The following is a 23,240-nucleotide window of genomic DNA, read 5'->3' on the forward strand; positions in this document are numbered from 1 at the left end:
TTCGGTCGGCCGGGACTGCCAGGATGGGGGGATGGACGCTGAGGGGGTGCTGGCGGGGCTCGATCCGGAACAGCGGGCCGTCGCCGAGGCGGTGCGGGGCCCGGTCTGCGTGCTGGCCGGGGCCGGGACGGGCAAGACGCGCGCGATCACGCACCGGATCGCCTACGCGACGCTGACCGGGATCGTCGCGCCGCAGCAGGTGCTGGCCGTGACGTTCACCACCCGCGCCGCCGGGGAGCTGCGCGGGCGGCTGCGGCAGCTCGGCGCGCCCGGGGTGCAGGCGCGGACGTTCCACGCCGCCGCGCTGCGCCAGCTCTCCTACTTCTGGCCGAAGGTGGTCGGCGGCGACCCCCCGAAGATCATCGAGTCGAAGCTGCCGGTGGTGGCGGACGCGGCCCGCTCGGTCGGGCTGTCGCTCGGCCGCACCGAGCTGCGCGACGTCGCGAGCGAGATCGAGTGGGCGAAGGTCACCCAGCGCCGCCCCGAGGACTACGCCGCCGCGGTGAAGACCACCGGCCGCAAGCCGCCCGCCGACGTGACCGACATCGCCCACGTCTACGCGGTCTACGAGCAGCTCCGCCGCGAACGCAACCTGCTCGACTTCGAGGGGATGCTGGAGCTGACGGTCGCGGTCCTGCTGGAGCACCCCGAGGTGGCGCGGCAGGTCCACGACCAGTACCGGTACTTCGTGGTCGACGAGTTCCAGGACGTCAACCCGCTCCAGCGGCTGCTGCTGGACACCTGGCTGGGCGGCCGCAAGGAGCTGTGCGTCGTCGGCGACCCCAACCAGACCATCTACTCGTTCACCGGGGCGACCCCGTCCTACCTGCTGGACTTCCCGCAGGCGTTCCCGGACGCCAAGGTGATCAAGCTGGTGCGGGACTACCGCTCGACGCCGCAGGTGGTGCGCCTGGCCAACACCGTCATCGGGCTGGGGCGGGGCCCGGGGACAGGCGGCGAGACGGCCCGCCGCCACCGGCTCGAACTCACCGCCCAGCGCGAGGACGGCCCCGAGCCGGTCTACAACGAGTACGACGACGAGGTGGCCGAGGCCGACGACGTGGCCCGCCGCTGCCGCAAGCTGATCGACGAGGGCGTCCCGGCCCGCGAGATCGCGGTCCTGTTCCGCATCAACGCCCAGTCCGAGACCTACGAGCAGGCCCTGTCCGCCGCCGGGGTCCCCTACGTCCTGCGCGGCGCCGAGCGCTTCTTCGAGCGCCCCGAGGTCCGCGAGGCGGTGATCCGCCTCCGCGCCGCGACCCGGGGCACCGACGCCGAGACCGAGGGCATGGGCCTGATCCAGAAGGTCCGCCACGTCCTGCTGGGCGCGGGCTTCACCAACGACCCGCCCGAGGGCGCGGGCGCCGCCCGCGCCCGCTGGGAGTCGCTGGCCGCCCTGGCCCAGCTCGCCGAGGACATGGCCGCGGACAACCCGGCCGCCGACCTCCCCGACTTCGTCACCGAGCTGGAGGAACGCGCCGCCGCCCAGCACGCCCCGCCCCTGGAGGGCGTGACCCTGGCCTCCCTGCACGCCGCCAAGGGCCTGGAGTGGGACGCGGTGTTCCTCGTCGGCCTGGTCGAGGGCACCCTTCCGATCATCTACGCCGAGACGCCCGACCAGGCCGAGGAGGAGCGCCGCCTGTTCTACGTGGGCATCACCCGCGCCCGCGAGCACCTGGGCCTGTCCTGGGCGCTCGCGCGCTCCCCGGGCGGGCCGCGCTTCCGCCGCCCCTCCCGCTTCCTGGAGGGCGTGACGACCAAGGTCACCACCCACACCCCGGCCCGCGCCGACCGCACCAAGCGTCGCACCGCCAAGAGCGGCCCCCAGCCCTGCCGGGTCTGCGGCCGCCCCCTCACCGCCCCGGTGGAACGCAAGCTGGGCCGCTGCGAGGACTGCCCCGCCGCGTTCAACGAGGACCTCCTGCTCCGCCTGAAGGAGTGGCGCACCGAGACGGCCGCCGACCAGAAGATCCCGGCCTACGTGGTCTTCACCGACGCGACCCTCCAGGCCATCGCCGAACGCGACCCCGCCACCCTGGAGGAGCTGGCCCAGATCCCCGGCGTCGGCAAGGTCAAGCTCGACAAGTACGGCGAGGCGGTGCTGTCCCTCTGCGGCGGGGGGTGAGACACCGGCCACACCCCGCGATTTGGGAGACTGATCGGCGTGAAGGAGTCACTGAAAGCACTGCTGGACATCCTCGACCTGGAACAGATCGAGAACGACATCTTCCGGGGCCGCAGCCCCGAGGACCGCCAACAGCGGGTCTTCGGCGGCCAGGTCGCGGGCCAGGCCCTCGTCGCCGCGGGCCGCACCGTCCCGGTGGACCGCTCCGTCCACTCGCTCCACGCCTACTTCATCCGCCCCGGCGACCCGTCGGTCCCGATCGTCTACACGGTCGACCGCGTCCGCGACGGCCGCTCCTTCACCACCCGCCGCGTCCTGGCGATCCAGCACGGCAAGGCCATCTTCAGCCTGTCGGCGTCGTTCCAGATCACCGAGGACGGCCCGGCCCACCACGCCCCGATGCCCGAGGCCCCGGCCCCGGAGACCCTGCCCCCGGCCCTGGACCGCCTGACCCCGCTGTTCGGCGAGCGCTTCGCCACCGAGTTCGTCAACCGCCGCCCCTTCGACGTCCGCCACGCGACCCCCCTGACCTGGGAGGCGGCCAAGGACCCGAAGCTGACGACCCCCGAGTCCAAGGTCTGGCTGAAGGTCGACGGCGAACTCCCCGACGACCCCCTGCTGCACGTCTGCCTGATGACGTACGCCTCGGACATGACCCTGCTGGACACCGTCCTCCTGAACCACGGCCTGGCCTGGGGCGACAACCGGACGATGGGCGCCAGCCTGGACCACGCGATGTGGTTCCACAAGCCGTTCCGGGCAGACGAGTGGCTCCTGTACTACCAGGACACCCCCTTCGCCGGAGGAGCCCGAGGCCTGGCCAGAGGCCAGGTCTTCACCCAGGACGGCGACCTGGTCGTCTCGGTCATGCAGGAGGGCCTGATCCGAGTCACCGACTCCTGACCGCCCCGAACGCGGCCCCAGGACCACCTGGGGCCGCGTTCGCGTTCAGGGCGTTGATCACAAGAGTGGTCGCCATGGCGGGCTCGGCGCTGCCCGACCGCCGTCTCGGTGGCTCCCACTCCAGGGCACCGGTGGTCGCCGCGGACCAGCGCCTCCGGGCCAGGCACGAGCCGACCCGCGGCAACGGCCTGGCCCACGCGCAGCCCGCAGGAGGACCCTCCCCGCTCGTGTTCGTCCGTGACATGCGGTCCCGGCCTCCGGCGGGGCGGCTGACCTGCGCTCCTTCCACTTTCCAACCGGATTCCAACCGCCCTCCGCGACCCTTGTGACCACTCGGTCGGGGCGGCGGGCGCGGCGACCGCGAGGGGGCCGGTCGCCCGGCCAAGCTCACCACGCCTCGTCGACCAGGGGACGGGCCCTACGCGGTCGGCGTCGGTCCGAAGCGCTGGGACGCGACCGGACGCGGACATCGGCCGGAACACATCGGAAAGGGACACCATGCGCATCAAGAGGTCGGTTCAGCGGTCACTTCTCGTCGGCGCGCTCGCGGGCGGCGCGATGGCGGTGCCTGCTGCCGCCGAGGCGTACACCTGCAAGTGGACGTATGTGAAGACCATCGGCAAGGGCACGGGCGCCGCCGCCAACATCTACGCCAAGGACTGCAAGAACGGCCACTACGTGAAGGGGAAGATCTACGACACCAAGGCGGACGGGCGCAACGCCGTGGTCACCATCGGCTACAACGCCTGGGGGACGTGGAACGGCAAGGGCGACACCGCCGACTACTCCTACAAGGTCAGCACCTCCAAGAAGTCGATCAAGATCCACGTCAAGGCGTGCAAGTACGAAGCCGGTTGGGGGCCGCTCTGCAGCACCAAGGAGAACCGGATCGTTTACTTCAACTAGCGAGAGCCGCGCGGAGGTGATGGAGGAGCGGGACCCCGCTCCTCCATCACGCTTCTCGCCCCCGGGCGCGGCAGGACACGAGCGCCGCCGGTGAGGCGCCGTTCCCCGAGCCGCCTCTTCCTTCGGACCGCTGCCGGTCGGCGGGGAACCGGTGTGAGTCAGAGCGAGGCCGTGAACAGGAAGTTCATGGGCAAGCCCCCCGGGGGAGGGGCGGCCAGGGCCACCGGGCGCGCCGCGTCCCTCGGGCAGGCCCGCGTTCAGCCGGATGCGCTGGGACGGGATGCGCCGGAACGACCGGCGTTCGGCAACCGGCACGCCGTGCCGACGATCGCCATACGAGAACCCACATGAACCCCCAGGAAGCGGCGGCGGACCCTTCACGCGCCGTTCCGCACCTGAATCCAGGCATGCCGAAACAGGCGGCGGAGAATGTTCGGGCAAGGGGAATGAGTGAAGTGGCGCCCGGCCGTTCCGGAGGTCGTCGCCGGGCCTCCTCCGGAACAAGGGCCTTCTAAGTCGCTCGCCTTCGGGCATCGCCTTCGGGCACTCAAGCGATCGTTGAGGGACATTTTCCGACCCTTTCCCCGTCATGGTCGGCATGGCCGTTCCCGCGGTGTCTCCCTGCGGCACGGTGCGCCCCGTTTCCCCGTACGTGTCCGGACGACCGTTGTGGCCACCGGTTTCACGCGAGTCGCAGACCATGCCAGTGAAAGCTGGCAAGGAAATGCATTTTATATCGCTTTTGTGGCCGGATTCGAGCGCATCGTGAACGGGAACGGATTCGGCAACACCATCGGAGCGGGGATTCTCCGCAGTTCGTGAAAGCCATTACCCATTCCCCGCTGACGCGTTGCAGCCCTCACCTCGGTGACCCCTTTTCTCCGGTGGACCTCGAACGCCGATGGCCGGTTTCCCCGCCGGCCGTTCCGGAAGGCCCGCCTTGCCCCGTCGCGCCGCCCCCGCCGTATGGCCGGGGGTCCTCGTCCCGCTCCTGCTGCTCCTCGTCCTGTTCCCGGCCGGTGCGCCCGCGCGCGCCGACGAGGCCAGGGTCGTCGCGGAGAAGACGGTCGCGCCCCGCACCGTCGACCTGACGATCCGGTCGCCCGCCATGGACGGCCGGAAGAACGTCCGCCTCCTGCTCCCCGAGGGCTGGTCGCGCACCGCCGACCGCACCTGGCCGACGTTCTGGCTGCTGCACGGCGGCGTCGACGACTACACCGCCTGGACGCGCGACACCGACGTCGCGCGGCTCACCGCGGGCTCCGGCGTCATCGTCGTCATGCCCGAGGGCGGCCGCTGCGGCAACTACTCCGACTGGTGGAACCACGGCGACGGCGGCCCGCCCCGCTGGGAGACGTTCCACCTGACCGAACTCCGGCGGATCCTCGAACGCTCCTACCGCGCCGGAACGGCCCGCGTGGTCGCGGGCAACTCCATGGGCGGGCTGGGCGCCATGCTGTACTCCGCCCGGCACCCCGGCACGTTCCGCGCCGCGGCGGCGTTCAGCGGCTACCTGCACACCCGGTACGGCCACACGCCCGGCGACGACTCGATCGGCTGGGGGCCGTCCCTCTCCTGCCCGGGCACCGACTGGCGGCGCGTCTGGGGCGACCCCGACGACCAGGCCGCGATCTGGCACGCCCACAACCCCTACGACCTGGCCGGGCGGCTGGCGGGCACGCGGCTGTTCGTGGCCAGCGGCAACGGCAGGCCCGGCTCCCTCGGAGGGCTGCCGTTCACCGACCCGGTGGAGGCCGCCGCGAACGACCACGCCCGCGCGTTCGTCGGCCGCCTGCGCGATCTCGGCATCCCGGTGACCACCGACCTCCACGACGGGCAGCACAGCTGGCCGTACTGGCAGCGCGACCTGCACGCGGCCTATCCGATGCTGATGGACGCCCTCGGCCGGTGATCCGTCCGGGATTTCGGACACCCCTGAGCGGCCGACCGGAAACCGGGAGCCCCGCGGTGTCATGCGGGTCGTTGTCAGCCCGCTGCCAAAACCGGGCCGGGCGAAGGGGACGCCGTCCCGGAGGGTGCGAGCACCCCTGAGCAACGCAACCGGGTCAACCCCTCACCCATGGACACCATCGGCCATCCGCGCCCCTCCACAACCGGTCGTCACCGCCCCTACCGTCGCAGGACACGGCTCCCAGGAAGGGCGACGTCGATGAACGATTCCCCGTCCCGTGTCTCCCCCGCCCCCTCCGACCCCGCCGCCGGTTCCGGCCCCGCGCCGGACCCGGTCCCGCTGGACCGGCGCGCCCTGCTGGGCGCGGCCGGGCTGCTGGCCGCCGTCCCGCTGCTCCCGGCCCCGCCCGCCGCGGCCGCCCCCGACCCCGCCGCCGACGCGCGCGCCGTGCGGCGGGCCCTGGACGCGGTGACCGCCGACACCATGGGCGGGCTGGCGGTGTTCGTGGCGCCCGGCCCCGACCCCTACTCGCGCGCCCAGGGCACCCCGCGCCGCGAACCCGGCGCGATCGAGGCGAAGGTCCCGGCGTTCCTGGTGGACGCGCTGGACCGGTTCCTGCCCTTTCCCGACCAGATCGCCGTCCCGCTGGTCCGGGCCCTGGCGCAGGGCGCCGGACCGCTGCGGCTGCCGGGCGCGGCGGGCGGCGACGCCCCCGGCGCGGCGGTGGGACGCGTGGACGCCGGGCTGCGCCGCCTGCTCGACAACGACGCCACCATCCCGCTGTCGGGCGTGGTGGCGTTGCTGCTGAACGTCCAGGCGGTGCGGGTGCACCCGGCGTCGGTGGCCGGGCCGTTCACCGCGCCGTTCGCGCGGCTGCCCTACGCCCGCAAGGCGCGGGTGTTCCACCTGCTGGAGGGGCCCGACCCGGCGCTGGTGGGCACGCTGGACCGGCGGCTGCCCGAGCCGCTGCGCGGGTCGGTGTCGGGACTGCTGCGGTTCCTGGCCGGGACGCTGCTGGAGGTGACCGCGCTGGGTGCCTACAGCGAGTGGGCGGTCTTCGACCCCGCCACCCGGCGGCTCACCGGCCGCCCGGTCGGCTGGCAGGTGTCGGGCTACACCCCCTCGATCGACGGATGGGACGAGTACCGGGGCTACTACCAGGGACGACGGAAGGTGACCGGCTGATGCGCGACGTCATCGTGGTGGGCGCGGGCGGCGGCGGCCCGGTGGTGGCCAAGGAGCTGGCGGCGCGCGGCCTGGACGTGCTGCTGCTGGAGGGCGGCCCCCACCACACCGACCCGCGGGCGTCCTGGACGCACTACGAGAACGACGCCAACAACCCGCTGACCGGCTTCCTGCGGTTCGGCCCGGCCGACCGGCGCAAGCCCGCCTGGCTGCGCGAGGAGCCGCAGAACTCCTTCATCCTCCAGGTGGCGGGCGTCGGCGGCACCACCCAGCACTACTACGGCAACTCCCCGCGCGCCTACCGGGGCGCGTTCGCCGGGTACGAGGGGCCCGACCGCGACGCCTACGACACCGCGCACGCCTTCCCGTTCCCCTACGCCGAGCTGGTGCCCTACTACGAGTGGGTGGAGGCGACGCTGCCGGTGCAGACCGCCGCGATGGGCACCAAGGAGACGGTGTTCTTCCGCGGCGCCGAGAAACTGGGCATCCCCGTGCAGACCACCAAGGACACCCTGCGCGCCTCCTACCGGCCGCAGGAGAACGCCATCCTGCAGCCCGGCGGCACCGCCGGGCGCACCACCGACCCCGCGCGCCTGGTGTACCCGCGGGCGACCGGCTGCACCTACTGCGGGTTCTGCCTCCAGGGCTGCATGGAACCGGTCCGCGCGCCGCGCAACCAGTTCGCCAAGCGCTCCACCGACAACAGCTACGTGCCCATGGCGCTGACCGCCTCGGCGTGGGCGCGCGGCGGACGCGACGTGACGCTGGTACCCGACGCGTTCGTGGTCAGGGTGCACACCCGGCGGCGCGGCGGCCGCACCGAGGCCGCCGGCGTCACCTGGCGGGTCGGCGCGACCGGCGAACGCCACCGCGAGGAGGCCCGCGTGGTGGTGCTGGCGGGCGGCGCCACCGAGACGCCCCGGCTGTGGCTCAACAGCGACCTGCCCGATCCCAACGGCTGGGTGGGGCGCGGCTACACCGACCACTTCCTGGACGGGGTGACCGGGCTGTTCGACGAGGAGACCGGCTCCTCCAAGGGCCCCAGCTCGGCGGCGCGCTGCGACTTCCCCGGCCGCGGCGCGCTGGAGCAGCTGGGGCTGGGACCGGCGAACCAGGCGTTCGCCATGGCGCTGTCGGGCAGCGGCATCCGCGGCCAGTACGGCAACGGGCGCGGCATGACCGGCCCGTGGGACGGCCGCGCCGGGCGGGTGCTGGGGCCGGAGCTGAAGGAGGCGCTGCTGCACGGCGTCAACCGGCTGGTGAACATCCTGGTGCTGACCGACGACGACGTCGAGCGCGACAACCGGGTGCTGCTGTCGGCGTTCCCGGCCGACGAGCACGGCGCGGCCCCCAAGGTCGCCCTGGACGGACACGCGCGCAGCCGCCGCACCAGCGCCAACCGCGAGTTCCTGGCCCGCAGGGCCGCCGAGCTGCTGCGCGAGGCCGGGGCGCGCCGCGTCTACCGCTTCGACTGGGCGCCGCTGCTGCTGCACGTCCACTCCTCCATGCGCATGGGCCTGTCGGAGCGCGACTCGGTGCTGACCTCCGACGCCGAGAGCCGCTGGGTGCGGCGCCTGTACGTCGCCGACAACTCGGCGCTGGCCAACGCCCTGGGCGGCCCCAACCCGACCCTCACCACCCAGGCCCTGGCCACCCGCACCGCCGAGAGGATCTTCACGCGGCACTTCGGCGGCCGTCCCTGGGTGCGCGCCGAGGCGCCGGTGCCCTCCACCGACCCGCGGATCTCGGCCGCGCTGTGACCTCACGCCGGCAGCCCCCCGCGGCCGGACCCGGGAACGCGCCCGGCCGCGGGGCTCCCGGTCAGCGCGACACGGACGCGAGGTGCGGGCGCGCCGTGTCCCCGACGGCGGCCAGCAGCTCCGCGCGGGTGGGGCCCGGCTCGGAGTAGCGGGGCAGGCCCGCGGCCAGGCCCATGATCTTCTCGACGAGGCCGGGCGCGGCCAGGGCCTCCTGCGCGGACGTCAGCATCGAGCCGACGTCGGCGGCGGCGCGCAGGACGTCGGGGTCCCGCAGCTTGGCCACGTCCACGGCCTTGGTGACCAGCCAGTTCTCGTCGCCGTCCGGGCGCGGTTCCCCGGCGATGTCGGCGCGGATCTCGGCCAGGCGGTTGCGGTCCCAGTCGACGACCTGCCGGTAGACCGGCGTCAGGGCGGTCTCGGTGACCTCGTCGAAGCGCCGCACCAGCTCCTCGGGCTCCCCGGCGCCGCGCAGCACGTCGCGCAGCGCCATCGCGTGCAGCAGGCCCATCGAGACGCCCTGGCCGAGCGCGGGGTTGGTGCACGCCCACGCGTCGCCGACCGCGACCAGCCCGGTCGCCACCGGGCGCCCGTCCACGACGAACCGGCGGTACCGGTCCTGGAGGCTGGCCATCGCCCGCACCCCGCCCAGCGGCTCGCCGCGCGTCCACGGCTCCAGGTGCGGGAACAGCCGCACGGCCCGGTCCCACACGGCGGGGTCGTGCAGGGCGCGCAGCCGCCGGTCGCCGTCGGAGACCACGAACGTCACCGAGACGGTGCCCGCGTCACCGGGCAGCTTGATCGTCGAGAGGCCGTCGTAGTGGTCCAGCAGCCATCCGTGGAACGGCGGGACCCGCCCGTCGGGCGTCCGGAAGTGGCGGCAGTAGTAGACGAACCCGGCCTCCTCCCTCTCCTCGGCGGGCGGGCGCGCGCCGAGGTCGCGCAGCATCGCCGGGACCGCCGAGCCGCGTCCCGAGACGTCCACGACCAGGTCGGCGCCGAACACCCGGCCGTCGGCGGCGCGCACCCCGGTGACGTGCGGGACGTCCCCGCCGGTGGCCGTCAGGCCCACGACCCGCACCCCGTGGTGGACGGTCACCCCGGCGGTGCGCGCGGCGACGCGGGCGACGGCGGCCTCGATCACCGGGCGGCGCGCGGCCAGGGTGAGGAACCGCTCGTCGCCGGGCCGGTGGGCGTTGACGCCGCCGGGCCAGGCGCCGATCCCGAGCAGGTTCACCTCCCGCGCGCCGAGCGCCCGCAGCTCGGCGACGACCCCGGGCAGCTCCCGCTGCGCCTCCTGCCGCCAGCGCGGCAGCAGCAGGTGCGGCAGCCGGAACTGGTTGACGCCCGGCCGGACCCAGTCCCGCCATGCGGCCGCGCCGTCCGCCGGGACGGACGCGGCGTCGCGTTCCAGGACGGTCACCCGGTGCCCGTCCCCGGCCAGCAGCATCGCCGCCGACAGTCCCGTGACGCCGGCCCCCAGAATGACGATCGAGGACATCGTGATCTCCCCCCGTGTGGGTGGTGTTTCCGTTGGACGCCCTCACCGTCGCGGGGACGGATGACCGGTTCCCAGACCGTTCGCCGCCCGCTTTCTGTCCACCGCCGTCCGCCGCGCCCCTGACCGCGCCGGGCGCGGTCACGTCCCGTGGATCTCCCGGTGCCACAGGTCCTCGCCGACGCGCTCGACGCCCGACGCCAGGTGGCGCCGGTAGGTCGTGAACGGCAGCCCGAGGCGCTCGGCGGCGGCCTCCTGGGTCGGGGCGCCCGCCAGGTAGGTCGCCTTCAGCGCCCGGTGGAACTTCACCGCGCGCGGGTCGCGCCCCACCCGTTCGACGGCCTCCTCCAGGATCCGCCGCAGCGCCTTCGCCGGGTCCCCGCCGGAGGCCCCGGCGACCAGGCGGGTGCCCGCCAGCGGGTTGGCGGCCAGCTCGGCGGGGCGCGACAGGTGCCGCAGGCCCCGGCGGACGGCGTCGGCGAACTCCTCGCGCGTCAGCACCGTCAGGCCCGCCGCGGGCGGGCCGGGCGCGTCCACCGGGTCGCCCAGCAGCAGCCGGTCCAGGCGCTCCAGCCACGCGTCGGCCGGGACCGCCCGCCAGTCGTGGGCGAACAGCGCGTACTCGGCGCCGCCCACCCGGGCGTGCCCGCCCACGTCGTGGAAGTCGAAGGCGGCCAGGTAGTCGCGCATCGGGGTGTCGTGGCGCATCGCCATGAACGACCACGCCATGCGGTCGGCGCGCAGGCAGTACCCGATCGCCCGCCACTGGACCAGGTCCGACACCGGCGACAGGGCGCTCTCCTCGGCCCGCACCCACGTCCGCCCGACGGCCAGGTGCTCGCCGGGCCGCAACGGGCCGAGCGCGCGGGCGTTCTCCCACGCCGTCGCGGTGACCGGGTCGGCCGCCGCCTCCTCCGCCGAGGGCCGCGACAGCCGCAGCCAGGAGCAGAACCCCACCAGCTCGCCGGTCCGCGTCCGCCGGTAGAGCCGGAACGCCTCGGGCTGGCGGGCCGTCCAGAACGCCACGGCCGCCGCCGACGCGGCGTTCTCCACCTCGGCGGCCATCCGCACCAGCGCCGGGACGTCGGCGGGCCGGAACAGGTCCTCGTACACCTCGCCGTCGCCGCGCCAGCTGATCTGCTCGGCGGTGCCGCCGACGCTCCGGTGCAGGTGGAACAGCGACCCGACCGCCTCCAGCACGTCGGGGTCGGCGGCGGTGCGGATGCGTTCGGCCAGGTACGCGCCGATCCCGCGGTGCATGTCGGCGTAGCCGCGCGGGTCGCGCCAGCGCAGGTCGGCCTCCAGCACCTCCCGCACCACGTCGTGCGGGAACAGGCCCCGCCGGCTGGACTCCACGAACGGCAGGCGCCGCAGCCAGGTGAACAGCGCGGCGGCGTCGTCGGGCAGCACGTGCCGCAGCAGGTCCTCGGTCGTCACGTAGGTGTGCGCGCACACCTCCAGCGCGTGCCGGTGCGCGGGGCTGGGGACCTCGCCGACGAGCTGGTCCAGCAGCGTGGCGATGACGTCCTGGGCGGGCGTCCACCGCGCGCTGGCCTCGCTGTCCTTGCCCGCCACCGCCGCGCCCAGCGACAGCGCCAGCGGATGGCCCCCGGCGAACGCCAGCAGCGGCCCGCGCAGCCCCTCGGCGACGCCGCGCGCGTCCAGGAACGCCTCGGCGTCCCGCGCGTCCAGGTCGCGCAGCGGCAGCGGCCGCAGCGTCTGCGCCCATCCCGGATCGACGGTCCACATGACGTCCGGCGGGGTCCGCCCGGCCACCACGACCAGCGCGCCGTCGGGCAGCCGCGGCAGGAACCGCTCCCGGAGCCACCCCTCCAGGCCCTGCACGCGTTCGAAGGCGTCCACCAGCAGCACCCCGTCGCCGCCCCCGGTGAGCAGCGGCGCGGTGGCGGCCTCGAACGCGGCGGGCGTCGGGTCCAGGGTGCGGCCGTCCAGCGGGGTGACCGGCCGCCCCGCGGCGGCGGCCTCCTGCGCGAAGCGTTGCAGCAGCGTCGACTTGCCGACCCCGCCCGGCCCGTGCACCCACAGCACGCCGCCGCTCCGCAGCGCCGTGCCGAAGGCGGCCAGCTCCTCGCCCCGCCCGACGAAGGCCCGTTCCCGCGCCGCCTGGAGCCGGTGCCCCAGCGTCGCGAAGCCCCGGTCGTCCCCCGCTGCCATCCCCAGCTCCCCTCCCGGCCGCCGTTCCGCCCCGATCGTCCCCGGCGCCCCGAAGCGTGCCCCGCCCCGCGAGCGCGGGTCAAACGGCGGGACCGGGGCCGTGACACGCGACCGTGTCCCGTGGAGTTCCTGACGCGCGCGCGGCGCGGACCTACGCTGGGGGCAGGCGTCGTAGCGAAGGAGCGCAGCGGTGACGGCTGAGGCCATCGACCAGTACACCGACGATCCGAACGACCCCGAACGCATCCTCGCCCGGCTGCCCGAGCGCGAACGCGCCCGTTTCCTGGAGGAGTACCGCGCCACCGCCGAGGCCGCCGCGAACGAGGTGTGGCGCTACCGCCAGCTCCGCCGGTTCCTGCACGAGTGGAGCCTGCGGGCGGTCGCCTACAGCGCCCCCGACTTCTACGACCGGCGCGAGGCCGCCCGCCGCGGCGAGGGCGACTACATCACCCTGGACGAACTGGTCGCCCGGCGGGAACCGTGAACGAGTACCACGTCATCCTCGGCGAGCAGGCGCAGCAGGAGGCGCTGGGCCTGCCGCCGGCGGCGTTCAAGGAGCTCACCGACCGGCTGACCACCCTGTCCCACGCCCCGTGGTCCAACACCCGCCCCGACGAGAGCGGGCACGACCCGGCGATGCGGTGGGCCCTGTTCGGCGACTGGGGCATGATCCACTGCTACGTCGACGACCGGATGCGCGTCGTGCGCGTCCACCGCGTCACCTGGGCGGGCTGAACGCGTCCGTCACCCGGGGCGGGCGAGGACCCGGTGCCAGTGGTCGGCCGCCTGGAGCATGTCCTGGTGCAGGAAGTGGAAGAACCGGCCCATCGTGTCGAGGCGGGCCCCGGCGCGGGTGTCCGGGTCCAGGAGGGCCGTCCCCTGCCGGGCGAGGTCCGCCCACATCGCCGTCGACCGGATGCTGGCCTGGCACGTCTGGTACCAGATGTGGTCGTCGACGAGGTAGCGGTCGCGGCGGTCGTGGCGTTCGCGGCGGATCAGGCCGAGCCGCTCCAGCCAGTTGACGGCCTTGGAGACGGAGGCGGGGCTGACCCGCAGGCGGGCCGCCAGTTCCGCGGCGGTCAGGCCGTCGTCGCCGGTGAGCAGGCAGACCAGGACGCGGGCGGGCATGGGGGGCAGGCCCGTCCGGACCGCCATCTCCACGAAGCGTTCCTCGAAGTCGTGGAGCTCCGCCGGGGGCGGGGTGCGGCCCGGCCGCGACGGCCGCTTCGGGCGGCGGCGGGCCCGCCAGGCCGTCGCCCGCTGGGCGTGGTGGGCCCGGTAGTGGCGGGGGCCGCCGTTGCGGGCGACCTCGCGGCTGATCGTGGAGCGGGGGCGGCCCAGGCGGCGGGCGATCTCGGCGTAGGGGAGCCCCGCCGTCAGGCCCTCGGCGATGCGCCGGCGTTCCTCGTAGGTCAGTCGGGAGCCCGGCGTCGGCTCCGCCGGTGCGTTCAGCTTCAAGGTCGTTGCACCACTCTCACGGCTGTCGCCTGCGGATACGTTTTTCCGGCGTTGCCGGTACGCGAAATCCATTCTTAACGTCGCCCTCGTCGTGGACGAGACGAGGAGGGGACGCCATGGTCGCGTCGTTGCCGACCGAGAGGCGGGCCGGAAGGCCGTTCGACCCGCCCGTGGGGCTGGCCGAGCTGCGGGAGCGGCGGCCGCTGAGCCGGCTGGGCTATCCCGACGGGCATGAGGGCTGGCTGGTGACCGGCCACGCGCTGGTGCGCGAGGTGCTGGCCGACCGGCGGTTCAGCGCCCGGGCGGAGCTCCAGCACCTGCCGGTGCCCGGCATGCCGGAGCCGCGGCCCGCCGAGCCCGGCATGTTCGGGAGCATGGACCCGCCGGAGCACACACGGTACCGGCGGCTGCTCGCGGGGCGGTTCACCGTCCGGCGGATGCGGCTGCTCACCGAACGGATCGAGGAGGCCACCGCCGAACGCCTCGCCGCCATGGAACGCCAGGGGCCGCCGGTGGACCTGGTCGGGGCGCTGGCGCAGCCCGTCCCCGCGCGGTTGATCTGCGAGCTGCTCGGGGTGCCCTACGGCGACCGGGACCGGTTCCAGCGGCACACGCTGGACCTGTTCCGGCTGGGCGCGTCGCCGGAGGAGGCGGCCGCCGCCTACACGACGGTCCACGAGTACGTGCGGGGGCCGGTGGCGGCCAAGCGCGCCGCGCCCACCGACGATCTGCTGAGCGACCTGCTCGGGAGCGACCTGACCGACGAGGAGCTCGTCAACATCGGCTTCCTGCTGCTGGGCGCCGGGCTCGACACCACGGCCAACATGCTGGCGCTCGGGGCGTTCGCGCTGCTGGAGCACCCCGGGCAGGCGGCCGCGCTGCGGGACGGGGACGGGGACCTCGCCGACGGCGCCGTCGAGGAGCTGCTGCGCTACCTGAGCATCATCCCGTTCACGGTGCGCACGGCGCTGGAGGACGTCGAGCTGCACGGCGAGAGGATCCGCGCCGGGGAGACGGTCACCGTCTCGATCCCCGCGGCCAACCGCGACCCCGCGCGTTTCGCCGACCCCGACCTGCTCGACCTGACCCGTGCGCCCGGCGGGCACGTGGCGTTCGGGCACGGCGTCCACCAGTGCCTCGGGCAGCAGCTCGCCCGGGTGGAGCTGGGGGTGGCGCTGCCCGCGCTGTTCCGCCGGTTCCCCACGCTGCGCCTGGCGGCGCCCGCCGGGCGGGTCCCGCTGCGGACCGACATGATCATCTACGGGGTGCACCGGCTGCCGGTCGCCTGGGGGGACTGATGAAGGTCGGCGTGGACACCGGGGCCTGCGTCGGCTCGGGGCAGTGCGCGTTCCTCGCGCCCGAGGTGTTCGACCAGCGCGAGGAGGACGGCGTCGTCGAGCTGCTGCGGGAGGAGCCGCCGGAGGACCGGCGTCAGGCGGTCCTCCGGGCCGCGCGGTCGTGCCCCACCCACGCGATCCGCGTGACGGGGCCCTAGCCGGCGGGCTCGTCGCGCCAGCCGCGTGTGAAGATCTTCGCCGCCTTGGCCCCGACGGCCTCGTCCAGGTCGATGTCCAGGACGGCGGCGGTCACGTAGGCGGTGATGACGACGTCGGCCAGCTCGTCGCGGACCTCGTCGAACGAGCCGGTGCGGCGGGCGTTGCCCGACCAGCGGCGGTAGGCGCCGACGAACTCGCCGACCTCCTCGGCCAGCGCCATCACCTGGCGGTCGCGCTCGTTGTCGGGGGGAAAGTGGGCGCGGAGGCGTTCGGCGATCACGGCGCCGAGGGCGGACGGTTCGGTGGGGAGCGGGTCGGACGGCATGGTCGCCCATTCTGCCGACCGGCGGCGAGAACCCGATCGGCGGGATCGGGAGAGGAGCGGGTGACCCGTCCCCCCACAGAGAGGCGAACGATGTCCCCAGCAGAGGGAACGGCATGAACGCGGCGGCGGTGCGGGTGGAGGAGGCCGACGCCGCCGACGCCCGCCTGATCGAGGCCTCGGTGACCGACCCGGAGCGGTTCTCCGGGGTCTTCGAACGGCACCACGCCGAGATCCACCGGTATGTGGCCCGGCGGGTCGGCGTGCAGGCGGCCGACGACGTGGTGGCCGAGACGTTCCTGGCCGCGTTCCGGCGGCGGCGGAGCTACGACCCGGGGTGGCCGGACGCGCGGCCCTGGCTGTACGGGATCGCCACGACGCTCGTCGCGCGGCACCGGCGGACCGAGGTGCGCTACCTGCGGGCGGTGGCGCGGACCGGGGTGGACCCGCTGCCCGAGCCCCTGGCCGAACGGGTCGTCAGCCGGGTCGCCGCCCAGGGCGAGGAACGCGCGCTCGCCCGCGGGCTGGCCGGGCTCAACCGGGGAGACCGGGACGTGCTGCTGCTCATCGCCTGGGCCGACCTCACCTACGAGGAGACCTCGCGGGCCCTGGGCATCCCGGTCGGCACCGTGCGGTCCCGGCTCAGCCGGGCCCGCCGCAGGCTCCGTGCGACGTTGGAGGAGGACGGACGTGGATGAGATGAGGACGCTGGCCGGGTTCCGCGACGGGGTGCCCGCGATGGAGCCCGACGCCGTCCGGGACGCGCGGCGGCGGCTGCACGAGGAGTTCCGCGCGCCGGAACGCCGGGCGCGCGCCGTCTGGGCGCGGCGCGGCGCGGCCGTGGCGGGGCTGACGGCGGCGCTGGTCGCCGGGGTCGTCGCCGTGCCGGACGGCCGCGAGGACGGGACCGGGCGGATCGTCGCGCCGCCCGGCATGCCCGTCGCCGACGCCGAGGTCGCGCGGACCGCGCAACGGGCGCGGACGGTCGCCGAGGCCACGCCGAACGTGGTGATCGCCCCCAAGACCTGGACGTACGTCCGGGAGGTGGTCGCCGAGAGCGACGGCAGGCCGATCGGGAGGCGGCCCCGGATGACCAAGGCCGAGAACTGGTACACGGCCGACGGCACGCGGCGGGCGGACGTGGGGAAGGACGGAAGGGTCCGCGAGCACCGGCCCCGCGCCGACGTTCCCCTTCCCGACCCGCTCGGCCCGTGGGCGTTGCCCAAGCCCGCGTTCCTGATCGGCGCGCCGGGCGACCCGGCGGGGATGCGCGACCGGGTCTACGCCGAGGTGGACCGGATGGTCGCCATGGCCGGGCGGGGCGAGGCGCGGTCGGTCACCGGGATCGATCTGCGGGGGAGGCGGGACCGGGTCGCGTTCGAACTGATCGCCCAGGTGCTGCGGCAGTACCACGTGGCGCCGCGCCAGCAGGCCGCGCTGTACGGGGTGCTGGCCTACCTGGAGGGCGTGCGGGTCGTCCCCGAGTCGGTGGACGCGCTGGGCCGGCGGGGGCGCGCCTTCGGCGTGGTGGACGGGCAGGGCATCCGGCAGGAGATCATTTTCGACCCGGCCTCGTACCGGTATCTGGGCGGACGGCACATCTTCGTCCGGGACCAGGGGGCGATGAGGGCGGGAGCGGTCATCGGCTGGAACGCCAAGGTGGACTCCGGCGTCGTGCCCCGGCCGGGCGTGCGCCCCTGATCCGGCCGTAGTACCCCTCTCGGGTACGACGCGGCGACGGCGGCGGGGGTTCGGCCGGAGTTGCGTGAAATCTTCCACAAAATCGCAGGTCAAAAAATCGCTTGCCGATCTTGCATGGTCCGCCGTACGCTCGATGCGAGCATTCAGACGGCGGCGCTGTCGGGATCATGAACCCGATGCAGCCTGCCCCAAGAGCCAGAGAGGTGGTGTCCGGTCCGGTGATCAACATGATGACGAAATCGTGGTCGTCGCTGACCGCCGCCTGCCCTGGCACCGCCTTGGGGCAGGGCTTCGCCGTGGCCTCCGCCGGGATCGCGTTCCCCGGCGGCATGCCCGCGCATCTCGGCGGCGGTGTGCCCGCGCGCCTTGGCGGCGGCATGCGGCGGATCGACCGGGTCCGGAACGAGGGCGTTGACGTCCTCGGACTGCGCCTGCGCGGTCTGCGCGACGAACAGCGATTCCAGGACCAGCAGGGGACGAGTGTCTTCGCCTACCAGAGCGAAGGTACCGCCGTCCCGGCCACGGCCGACGAGTACGTCCCGTCCATCAAGGGCGGCGTGTCGGGTCCGTACCCCTGGAGGCAACCGGTCTAGAAGAGCACCGGCAAGCCCCAGGGCCGCGGATCCAGCACACGGATCCGCGGCCCTTCTTATTTGTCCGGACGACCCACGACACACCCGTTGAGACCCAACGAGAGGAACAAGGGTGACTGAGATGCAGGGGGCTCTCGCGATGAGCGAGGAGGACCTCACCCTTCCCTGCCGGACCGACCCGGAGCTCTTCTTCGCCGAGGCGCCCGCCGACGTCGAACTCGCCAAGGCCCTGTGCCTGGAGTGCCCGGTGCGCACGCAGTGCCTCGCCGGCGCGCTGGAGCGCAAGGAGCCCTGGGGCGTCTGGGGCGGGGAGCTGTTCGTCCGCGGCGTGATCGTCGCGCGCAAGCGGCCCCGCGGCCGTCCGCGCAAGCACCCGCTGCCGGACGAAGTGACCGTCTGAGGTCCCGACCGACGATGCCCGCCGTTTCGACCCTCGACCGTGCCGACCAGGTGAGCACGGTCCCCACCGTGGGGCCGTGCCCCTGGTCCGCCAGGGAGACCACGATGACGTTGCTCAGCCAGGACCTGTCCCGGGAGCGAATACCCGACGCGGTACTGGCCGCGAGGGTACGGGCGATGCGGCGGGCCCGCCGTGACGCCCGCACCCGCGCGGCCCGCGTCTCCCGGGTGCTGCTCGCCCCGGTCGCGGTCCCCGAGCCGCGCTACGACGAGCGCCACTGATCCACCCCGCCGGCCCGCGGCGCGCTGCCCACGCCGCGGGCCGGCACCCCGCGGGCCGACATCCCGCGGGCCGACATTCCGCAGACCCGCCGCCCAACGGTCGCAGGCGCGCGTTCGTTCTTTCTTGGATGGTTTGACGGACGCCGCGCCTCCCCGCGGGCGGTCCCGGGCGCGTCCACCGGACTCCCCTCCGGCCGGACGCGCCGACGGAACGGGGCCCGCGCACCCCCGAGGTGCGCGGGCCCCGTCGCGTCGTCGCGGAGATCAGCTCCCGACCAGCTCCGCGTCGGACTCGTCGGCGAAGCCGGGCACCCACCGCAGGGACTCGGCCCGCGCCGGGATCTCGCACTCCAGCTGGCACAGCACGCCGGTGCCCGCCGACAGCACCCGGTGCACGATCACGTACTCCGGCGGCAGGTTGAGCTGCCGGACCACGTTGGTGGGGCGCAGGTCGGTGACCCGGGCGGCCATGTCGCGCAGCCACTCGCGGGAGAACCGGAAGGTGTCCTCGACGAACGGCTCGGTGATCGGCGCCAGGAACGCCTGGAGCTCCTCGGCCTCGACCCGCACGCCCTCGCGGATGAAGTCCTCGTCGCGCAGCGCCTTCTCGATCGTGTCGATGCCCTCCAGCGTGCCGATGCGCAGCAGGCGGCCCATGCGGTACTGGAAGTCCGGCGTGATGCGGTCGACCGCGCCGAAGTCGAGCACGCCGAGACGGCCGTCCTCCAGCAGGCGGAAGTTGCCCGGGTGCGGGTCGCCGTGCAGCAGGCCCGACCGCTTCGGCCCCGACAGCAGGAACCGGCAGTACAGCAGGGCGGCACGGTTGCGGGTCTCCGCGTCCCCCTCGGTGATGATCTTCGACAGCGGGATGCCGTCGATCCACTCGGTGACCAGCACGTTCCCCGCCTGGGCGACGACCTCGGGGATGTAGAAGTCGGGGTCGTCGGCCGGGTACGCCTCGCGGACGCGCCGCTGGGACTCGGCCTCGATGGTGTAGTCGAGCTCCTCGACCACGCGCTCCTTCAGCTCGGCCAGCATCGACTTGACGTCGAGGCCGGGCATCAGGACGCCGAACAGCTTGCCGATCCGGGCGAGCTGGTTGAAGTCGCTGATCAGCGCCTTGCCCGCGCCCGGGTACTGGACCTTGACGGCGACCTGGCGGCCGTCCTTCCACACGGCCCGGTGGACCTGCCCGATCGACGCGGCGGCGGCCGGCCGGTCGTCGAACTCCGCGAAGTCGTCCCGCCAGTCCTCGCCCAGCCCCTCGGCCAGCACCTTGTGCACGGCGGTGGCGGGCAGCGGAGGGGCCGCCTCCTGGAGCCTGGTCAGGGTGGCGCGGTAGGGCCCGGCGATCTCCGGCGGCAGCGCCGCCTCGAAGATCGAGAGCATCTGGCCGAGCTTCATCGCGCCGCCCTTGAGCTCGCCGAGCACCTTGAACAGCTGCTCGGCGGTGCGCTGCTGGATCTCCAGCGCGACCATCTCGGCGGGCTTGCCCAACGTTCGTTTCCCGACGCCCAGTGCGGTTCGCCCGGCGAAACCGAGCGGGAGGGACGCCAGCTTTGCGGACCGCGTCACCGCGCGGCGGGGGAGATCGCTCACGTCGACCATTGTCGGGGATGGGGATCGTTCCCGCCACAACGATCCCGGCCCGGCGGTGCGCCCAACCTGGCCAAACAACCCACCACCTGCGCCAAGAGGGTAAGTGTGCGCTTTCTCACCCTCGGTGCCGGCGGCCGTGGGGGCGCACGGTACGGTGCCGCCCATGTCCGAAGCGCGAAGTGACGTCCTGCTGGTGGACCGCCGTCCCGACGGCGTGGCCGTCCTGACCCTCAACGACCCCGACCGCCGCAACGCGATGTCGGACGCCATGACCGAGGCGTGGACGGCGGCGCTCGCCGGCCTGCGCGCCGACGCCGGACTGCGCTGCGTGGTGGTGACCGGCGCGGGCAGCGCGTTCACCTCCGGCGGCGACCTGTCGTGGCTGGCGGAGAAGAACGCCGTGGCCGTGCCCGCGCTGCGCGACCGGATGCTGGCGTTCTACCGCGCCTGGCTGGCGATCCGCGACCTGGAGGTGCCGACGATCGCGGCCGTGAACGGCCATGCCGTCGGCGCCGGTCTCGCCCTCGCGCTGGCCTGCGACCTGCGGTACGCGGCCGACGACGCCAAGCTGCTGGTGCCGTTCACCGCCCTCGGCCTGCACCCGGGCATGGCGACCACCTGGCTGCTGCCCGAGGTCGCCGGACTGCCGCTGGCCCGCGAACTGCTGTTCACCGGCCGCGCCGTCACCGGGACCGAGGCCGAACGCCACGGCCTGGTCAACCGGGCCGTACCGCGCGACCGGGTCCTCGCCGAGGCTCTGTCGGTCGCCGGGACGATCGCCACACGGGCCCCGATCGCGACCCGCCTCACCAAGGTCGCGCTCGCGAACGGCGGCCACCCCGACATGGAGACGGCCCTGCGCTGGGAGTCCCTCGCCCAGCCGGTGACCATGGCCTCCAGGGACATGCTGGTGGGGATCCGGGCACAGCAGGAGAAGCGCCCCCCGGAATTCACCGGCGAGTGACCCCTGGACAGGCGCCCTGCTCCGGACGCGCGTGTGGGTGATCACCCGGGGCCGGTGAGCCCCGGGCCCGGTTCGTGCGGGCGGGCGGGTGACCGTTCGCGGCCGCGGGGGATGCCCCGGTCCGGACGTGCGCTTGCGCATGTGAGCGTGGCCGCGCTCGGACGCCCGTAGGGGCGCTTGCCAGCGGTCGGGTGAAGGCCCCTGATCAGGCGGGTGTCATCGGGTGCGGCTGTGGTGGTAGGGAAGGCCGCCCTCGATCGGGATCGGGCCGGGGGGCTCGGGGGCGGCCTGGGCGCGGTTCCTCCGCCTGGCCCAGCGGGCGGCCGCCGCCGACAGCACCACCGGTGCGGCCACCTCGATGATCCGCATCACCGCCGTGGCGGGCAGTCCCGTCCGCCGGGCGATCCGGCCCGCCGGACCGCGCAGCGCGCGGGACGCCATCCGGCCCGCCGCCGCCCCGGCCAGGCCGCCGCCCAGCGTGGCCGCCCGTGGACGCCGCCCGGCCTCGTTGTCCGACCTCTTCTTGCGGTTCAGCACTGTTCCCTCCGTGGCTCTGCTGTCACTATGAGTACCCATGTGACTACGGAGAGAAGCGCCAGGCTCGTTCATGCCGGGACGGACCGGGGCGACCACATACGGTGAACTTTGTGGGAATCCTTGAGATTTTGCCGAAAACATCGGCGTTGACCTGGGCGGATGGCAATCGCCCTCTGTGGAGTCCGCAAATTTTTAGGTACGGTTTCAGTCGTGCCCCCCAACGTAGAGGTCCGCCGCAGCACCCGACGTCGGCGGACGGTGTCCGCCTACCGGGACGGGGACAAGGTCGTGGTCATGCTCCCGTCACGCCTCAGTAAGGCCGAGGAGGAGCAGTGGATCGCGACCCTCCTCGAACGCCTGGAGGAGCGGGAGCGCCGCCGCCGCCCCAGCGACGCCGACCTGGAGCTGCGGGCCCATGAGCTGTCCCGCCGCTACCTGGGCGGGAACGCCGTCCCCGCCAGCGTCCGGTGGGTGGACAACCAGCGCACCCGGTGGGGATCCTGCACCCCCGACGACGCCACCATCCGGCTGTCGACGCGGCTGCGCGGGATGCCCGGCTGGGTCGTGGACTACGTGCTGGTCCACGAGCTGGCCCACCTGCTGGTCCCCGGGCACGGCCCCGACTTCTGGGACCTGGTCGGCAACTACCCCAAGGCCGAACGCGCCCGCGGCTACCTGGAAGGCGTCGCCGCCGCCGCGAACCTGCCGCTGGAGGACGCCGCCGACGACCTGCGCCACGAGGCCGCCGGGTGACCCTGCCCGATCCGGCCGGGCCCGCCCGGCGTTTCGCGGCCGTGGTGGCGTCCGCCCCCGAGCAGGCCCCGCCCGGGATCGACGCGGGGGAGTTCGCGCTGGCCCTGCTGGAGGACACCTACGAGGTCGTCGCGGGACTGGAGGCGGTGCACCCGGCGCTGGTGCTGGGCCCGGCGGCCCCGCCGGACGCCGAGACGATCACCTGGCCGGGCACGCCGGTGGTCCACGCGTCCACGCCGGCCGGCGCGTTCGCCGCCCTGCACGCCCTCGGCGCGACCGCGGCGGCGCTGGTGGCCCCCGACGCGCCCGACCTGCCCCCGCTGATGATCGGCAAGCTGTTCCGGGCCCTGGGGAGCGCCCCGGCGGCGGCCTGCCAGGCGACGAACGCGGGACGTTCCGGCCGCACCGGCCCCGACGCGGGCACCGGCCTGGTCGCGCTGGCCGCCCGCCTGCCCCTCGACGGCTGGCTCGCGACGGCCCTCGACCGGGTCACCCTGGACACCCCCGACGCCCTGGCCCGCCTGCGCGCGGCGGCCCCGCGCCCCGGCCTGGTCCCGCAGGGCCCCGGCTGGCACCGGCTGCGCGCCCCGGAGGACGTGCGCCTGCTGGACCCCGGCCTGGAGGGCTGGGAGACGACCCGCGCCCTGCTGGCGGGGCGCCCCCTGCGCTGAGACC

At 74.3% G+C, this 23,240-nt stretch carries 24 protein-coding genes; 18 read left to right on the forward strand and 6 right to left on the reverse strand.

Annotated elements, in window-relative coordinates:
• Positions 1-31 precede the first annotated feature (31 nt).
• The 6 genes from HNR61_RS02230 to HNR61_RS02255 all read left to right on the forward strand — a co-directional run bounded on the left by HNR61_RS02230 (position 32) and on the right by HNR61_RS02255 (position 8,791).
• Positions 32-2,125 (forward strand): ATP-dependent DNA helicase UvrD2, encoded by a 2,094-nt coding sequence (locus tag HNR61_RS02230; RefSeq protein WP_182841416.1) that lies wholly within the window; start codon positions 32-34, stop codon positions 2,123-2,125.
• Positions 2,126-2,164: 39 nt separating this feature from the next.
• A complete protein-coding gene (gene tesB, locus HNR61_RS02235) occupies positions 2,165-3,028 on the forward strand; it encodes an acyl-CoA thioesterase II (RefSeq protein ID WP_182841417.1) in 864 nt (287 codons plus the stop codon).
• A 498-nt stretch (positions 3,029-3,526) separates the two neighbouring features.
• Positions 3,527-3,934, forward strand: a complete 408-nt coding sequence (locus tag HNR61_RS02240; RefSeq protein ID WP_182841418.1) for a hypothetical protein — start codon at positions 3,527-3,529, stop codon at positions 3,932-3,934.
• Positions 3,935-4,874: 940 nt separating this feature from the next.
• Positions 4,875-5,846, forward strand: coding sequence for an alpha/beta hydrolase (locus tag HNR61_RS02245; protein WP_246441922.1), 972 nt, complete (start codon positions 4,875-4,877; stop codon positions 5,844-5,846).
• 258 nt (positions 5,847-6,104) lie between these two features.
• Positions 6,105-7,031, forward strand: coding sequence for a hypothetical protein (locus tag HNR61_RS02250; RefSeq protein WP_182841420.1), 927 nt, complete (start codon positions 6,105-6,107; stop codon positions 7,029-7,031).
• A complete protein-coding gene (locus HNR61_RS02255; protein WP_182841421.1) occupies positions 7,031-8,791 on the forward strand; it encodes a GMC family oxidoreductase N-terminal domain-containing protein in 1,761 nt (586 codons plus the stop codon). Before HNR61_RS02250 ends, HNR61_RS02255 begins: the two co-directional genes overlap by 1 nt.
• Before the next feature lie 61 nt (positions 8,792-8,852).
• Here HNR61_RS02255 and HNR61_RS02260 read toward each other — a convergent pair whose 3' ends face one another.
• Positions 8,853-10,289, reverse strand: a complete 1,437-nt coding sequence (locus HNR61_RS02260; protein WP_182841422.1) for an NAD(P)/FAD-dependent oxidoreductase — start codon at positions 10,287-10,289, stop codon at positions 8,853-8,855.
• Between the two features lie 138 nt (positions 10,290-10,427).
• Complete coding sequence (locus HNR61_RS02265) at positions 10,428-12,461, reverse strand: ATP-binding protein (RefSeq protein ID WP_182841423.1); 2,034 nt, start codon at positions 12,459-12,461, stop codon at positions 10,428-10,430.
• A gap of 190 nt (positions 12,462-12,651) precedes the next feature.
• Between HNR61_RS02265 and HNR61_RS02270 the strand changes: the two genes are divergently transcribed.
• Together HNR61_RS02270 and HNR61_RS02275 are read left to right on the forward strand one after the other, a co-directional pair.
• Positions 12,652-12,945, forward strand: a complete 294-nt coding sequence (locus HNR61_RS02270; RefSeq protein ID WP_220508859.1) for a DUF6247 family protein — start codon at positions 12,652-12,654, stop codon at positions 12,943-12,945.
• Positions 12,942-13,196, forward strand: a complete 255-nt coding sequence (locus HNR61_RS02275; protein ID WP_067831119.1) for a hypothetical protein — start codon at positions 12,942-12,944, stop codon at positions 13,194-13,196. The genes HNR61_RS02270 and HNR61_RS02275 overlap by 4 nt, the downstream gene beginning before the upstream one ends.
• 9 nt (positions 13,197-13,205) lie before the next feature.
• Here the strand turns inward: HNR61_RS02275 and HNR61_RS02280 are convergent, their stop codons facing one another.
• Positions 13,206-13,919 (reverse strand): GbsR/MarR family transcriptional regulator, encoded by a 714-nt coding sequence (locus tag HNR61_RS02280; protein ID WP_246441924.1) that lies wholly within the window; start codon positions 13,917-13,919, stop codon positions 13,206-13,208.
• 116 nt (positions 13,920-14,035) lie between these two features.
• On the opposite strand from HNR61_RS02280, the gene HNR61_RS02285 reads away from it, so the two are divergent.
• Entirely contained in the window at positions 14,036-15,217 is a 1,182-nt protein-coding gene (locus HNR61_RS02285) for a cytochrome P450 (protein WP_182841425.1), read from the forward strand.
• Positions 15,217-15,414, forward strand: coding sequence for a ferredoxin (locus tag HNR61_RS02290; protein ID WP_182841426.1), 198 nt, complete (start codon positions 15,217-15,219; stop codon positions 15,412-15,414). Before HNR61_RS02285 ends, HNR61_RS02290 begins: the two co-directional genes overlap by 1 nt.
• On the opposite strand, the gene HNR61_RS02295 is transcribed toward HNR61_RS02290, so the two are convergent.
• Entirely contained in the window at positions 15,411-15,740 is a 330-nt protein-coding gene (locus HNR61_RS02295; protein WP_182841427.1) for a MazG nucleotide pyrophosphohydrolase domain-containing protein, read from the reverse strand. The genes HNR61_RS02290 and HNR61_RS02295 overlap by 4 nt on opposite strands.
• Before the next feature lie 113 nt (positions 15,741-15,853).
• On the opposite strand from HNR61_RS02295, the gene HNR61_RS02300 reads away from it, so the two are divergent.
• From HNR61_RS02300 to HNR61_RS02320, 5 genes are all read left to right on the forward strand, one after another.
• Positions 15,854-16,435: an RNA polymerase sigma factor gene (locus HNR61_RS02300; protein WP_182841428.1), complete on the forward strand. Its 582-nt coding sequence runs from the start codon at positions 15,854-15,856 to the stop codon at positions 16,433-16,435.
• Position 16,436: 1 nt separating this feature from the next.
• On the forward strand, positions 16,437-17,438 hold the full coding sequence (locus HNR61_RS02305) for a CU044_5270 family protein (protein WP_246442123.1): 1,002 nt from the start codon (positions 16,437-16,439) through the stop codon (positions 17,436-17,438).
• 218 nt (positions 17,439-17,656) lie between these two features.
• Positions 17,657-18,031, forward strand: a complete 375-nt coding sequence (locus tag HNR61_RS02310; protein WP_182841430.1) for a hypothetical protein — start codon at positions 17,657-17,659, stop codon at positions 18,029-18,031.
• 121 nt (positions 18,032-18,152) lie between these two features.
• The gene (locus HNR61_RS02315; protein ID WP_067831112.1) at positions 18,153-18,431 is read left to right on the forward strand and encodes a WhiB family transcriptional regulator; all 279 of its coding nucleotides are present in this window, start codon (positions 18,153-18,155) and stop codon (positions 18,429-18,431) included.
• A 104-nt stretch (positions 18,432-18,535) separates the two neighbouring features.
• Positions 18,536-18,712, forward strand: a complete 177-nt coding sequence (locus HNR61_RS02320; protein ID WP_182841431.1) for a hypothetical protein — start codon at positions 18,536-18,538, stop codon at positions 18,710-18,712.
• A 264-nt stretch (positions 18,713-18,976) separates the two neighbouring features.
• Here the strand turns inward: HNR61_RS02320 and HNR61_RS02325 are convergent, their stop codons facing one another.
• Positions 18,977-20,311 (reverse strand): ABC1 kinase family protein, encoded by a 1,335-nt coding sequence (locus HNR61_RS02325; protein ID WP_182841432.1) that lies wholly within the window; start codon positions 20,309-20,311, stop codon positions 18,977-18,979.
• A gap of 163 nt (positions 20,312-20,474) precedes the next feature.
• Here HNR61_RS02325 and HNR61_RS02330 point away from each other — a divergent pair, with 163 nt between their 5' ends.
• Positions 20,475-21,275 (forward strand): enoyl-CoA hydratase/isomerase family protein, encoded by an 801-nt coding sequence (locus HNR61_RS02330; RefSeq protein ID WP_182841433.1) that lies wholly within the window; start codon positions 20,475-20,477, stop codon positions 21,273-21,275.
• A gap of 216 nt (positions 21,276-21,491) precedes the next feature.
• Here the strand turns inward: HNR61_RS02330 and HNR61_RS02335 are convergent, their stop codons facing one another.
• A complete protein-coding gene (locus tag HNR61_RS02335) occupies positions 21,492-21,812 on the reverse strand; it encodes a hypothetical protein (RefSeq protein ID WP_182841434.1) in 321 nt (106 codons plus the stop codon).
• Between the two features lie 258 nt (positions 21,813-22,070).
• Here HNR61_RS02335 and HNR61_RS02340 point away from each other — a divergent pair, with 258 nt between their 5' ends.
• Both HNR61_RS02340 and HNR61_RS02345 read left to right on the forward strand, forming a co-directional pair.
• Positions 22,071-22,565 carry a M48 metallopeptidase family protein gene (locus HNR61_RS02340; protein WP_312897795.1) on the forward strand — a complete coding sequence of 165 codons (495 nt, stop codon included), beginning with the start codon at positions 22,071-22,073 and terminating at the stop codon, positions 22,563-22,565.
• Positions 22,562-23,236, forward strand: a complete 675-nt coding sequence (locus HNR61_RS02345) for a hypothetical protein (RefSeq protein WP_220508861.1) — start codon at positions 22,562-22,564, stop codon at positions 23,234-23,236. Before HNR61_RS02340 ends, HNR61_RS02345 begins: the two co-directional genes overlap by 4 nt.
• Positions 23,237-23,240: the final 4 nt, after the last annotated feature.

It is taken from the genome of Actinomadura kijaniata (assembly GCF_014138665.1).
GTDB classification, from domain to species: domain Bacteria; phylum Actinomycetota; class Actinomycetes; order Streptosporangiales; family Streptosporangiaceae; genus Spirillospora; species Spirillospora kijaniata.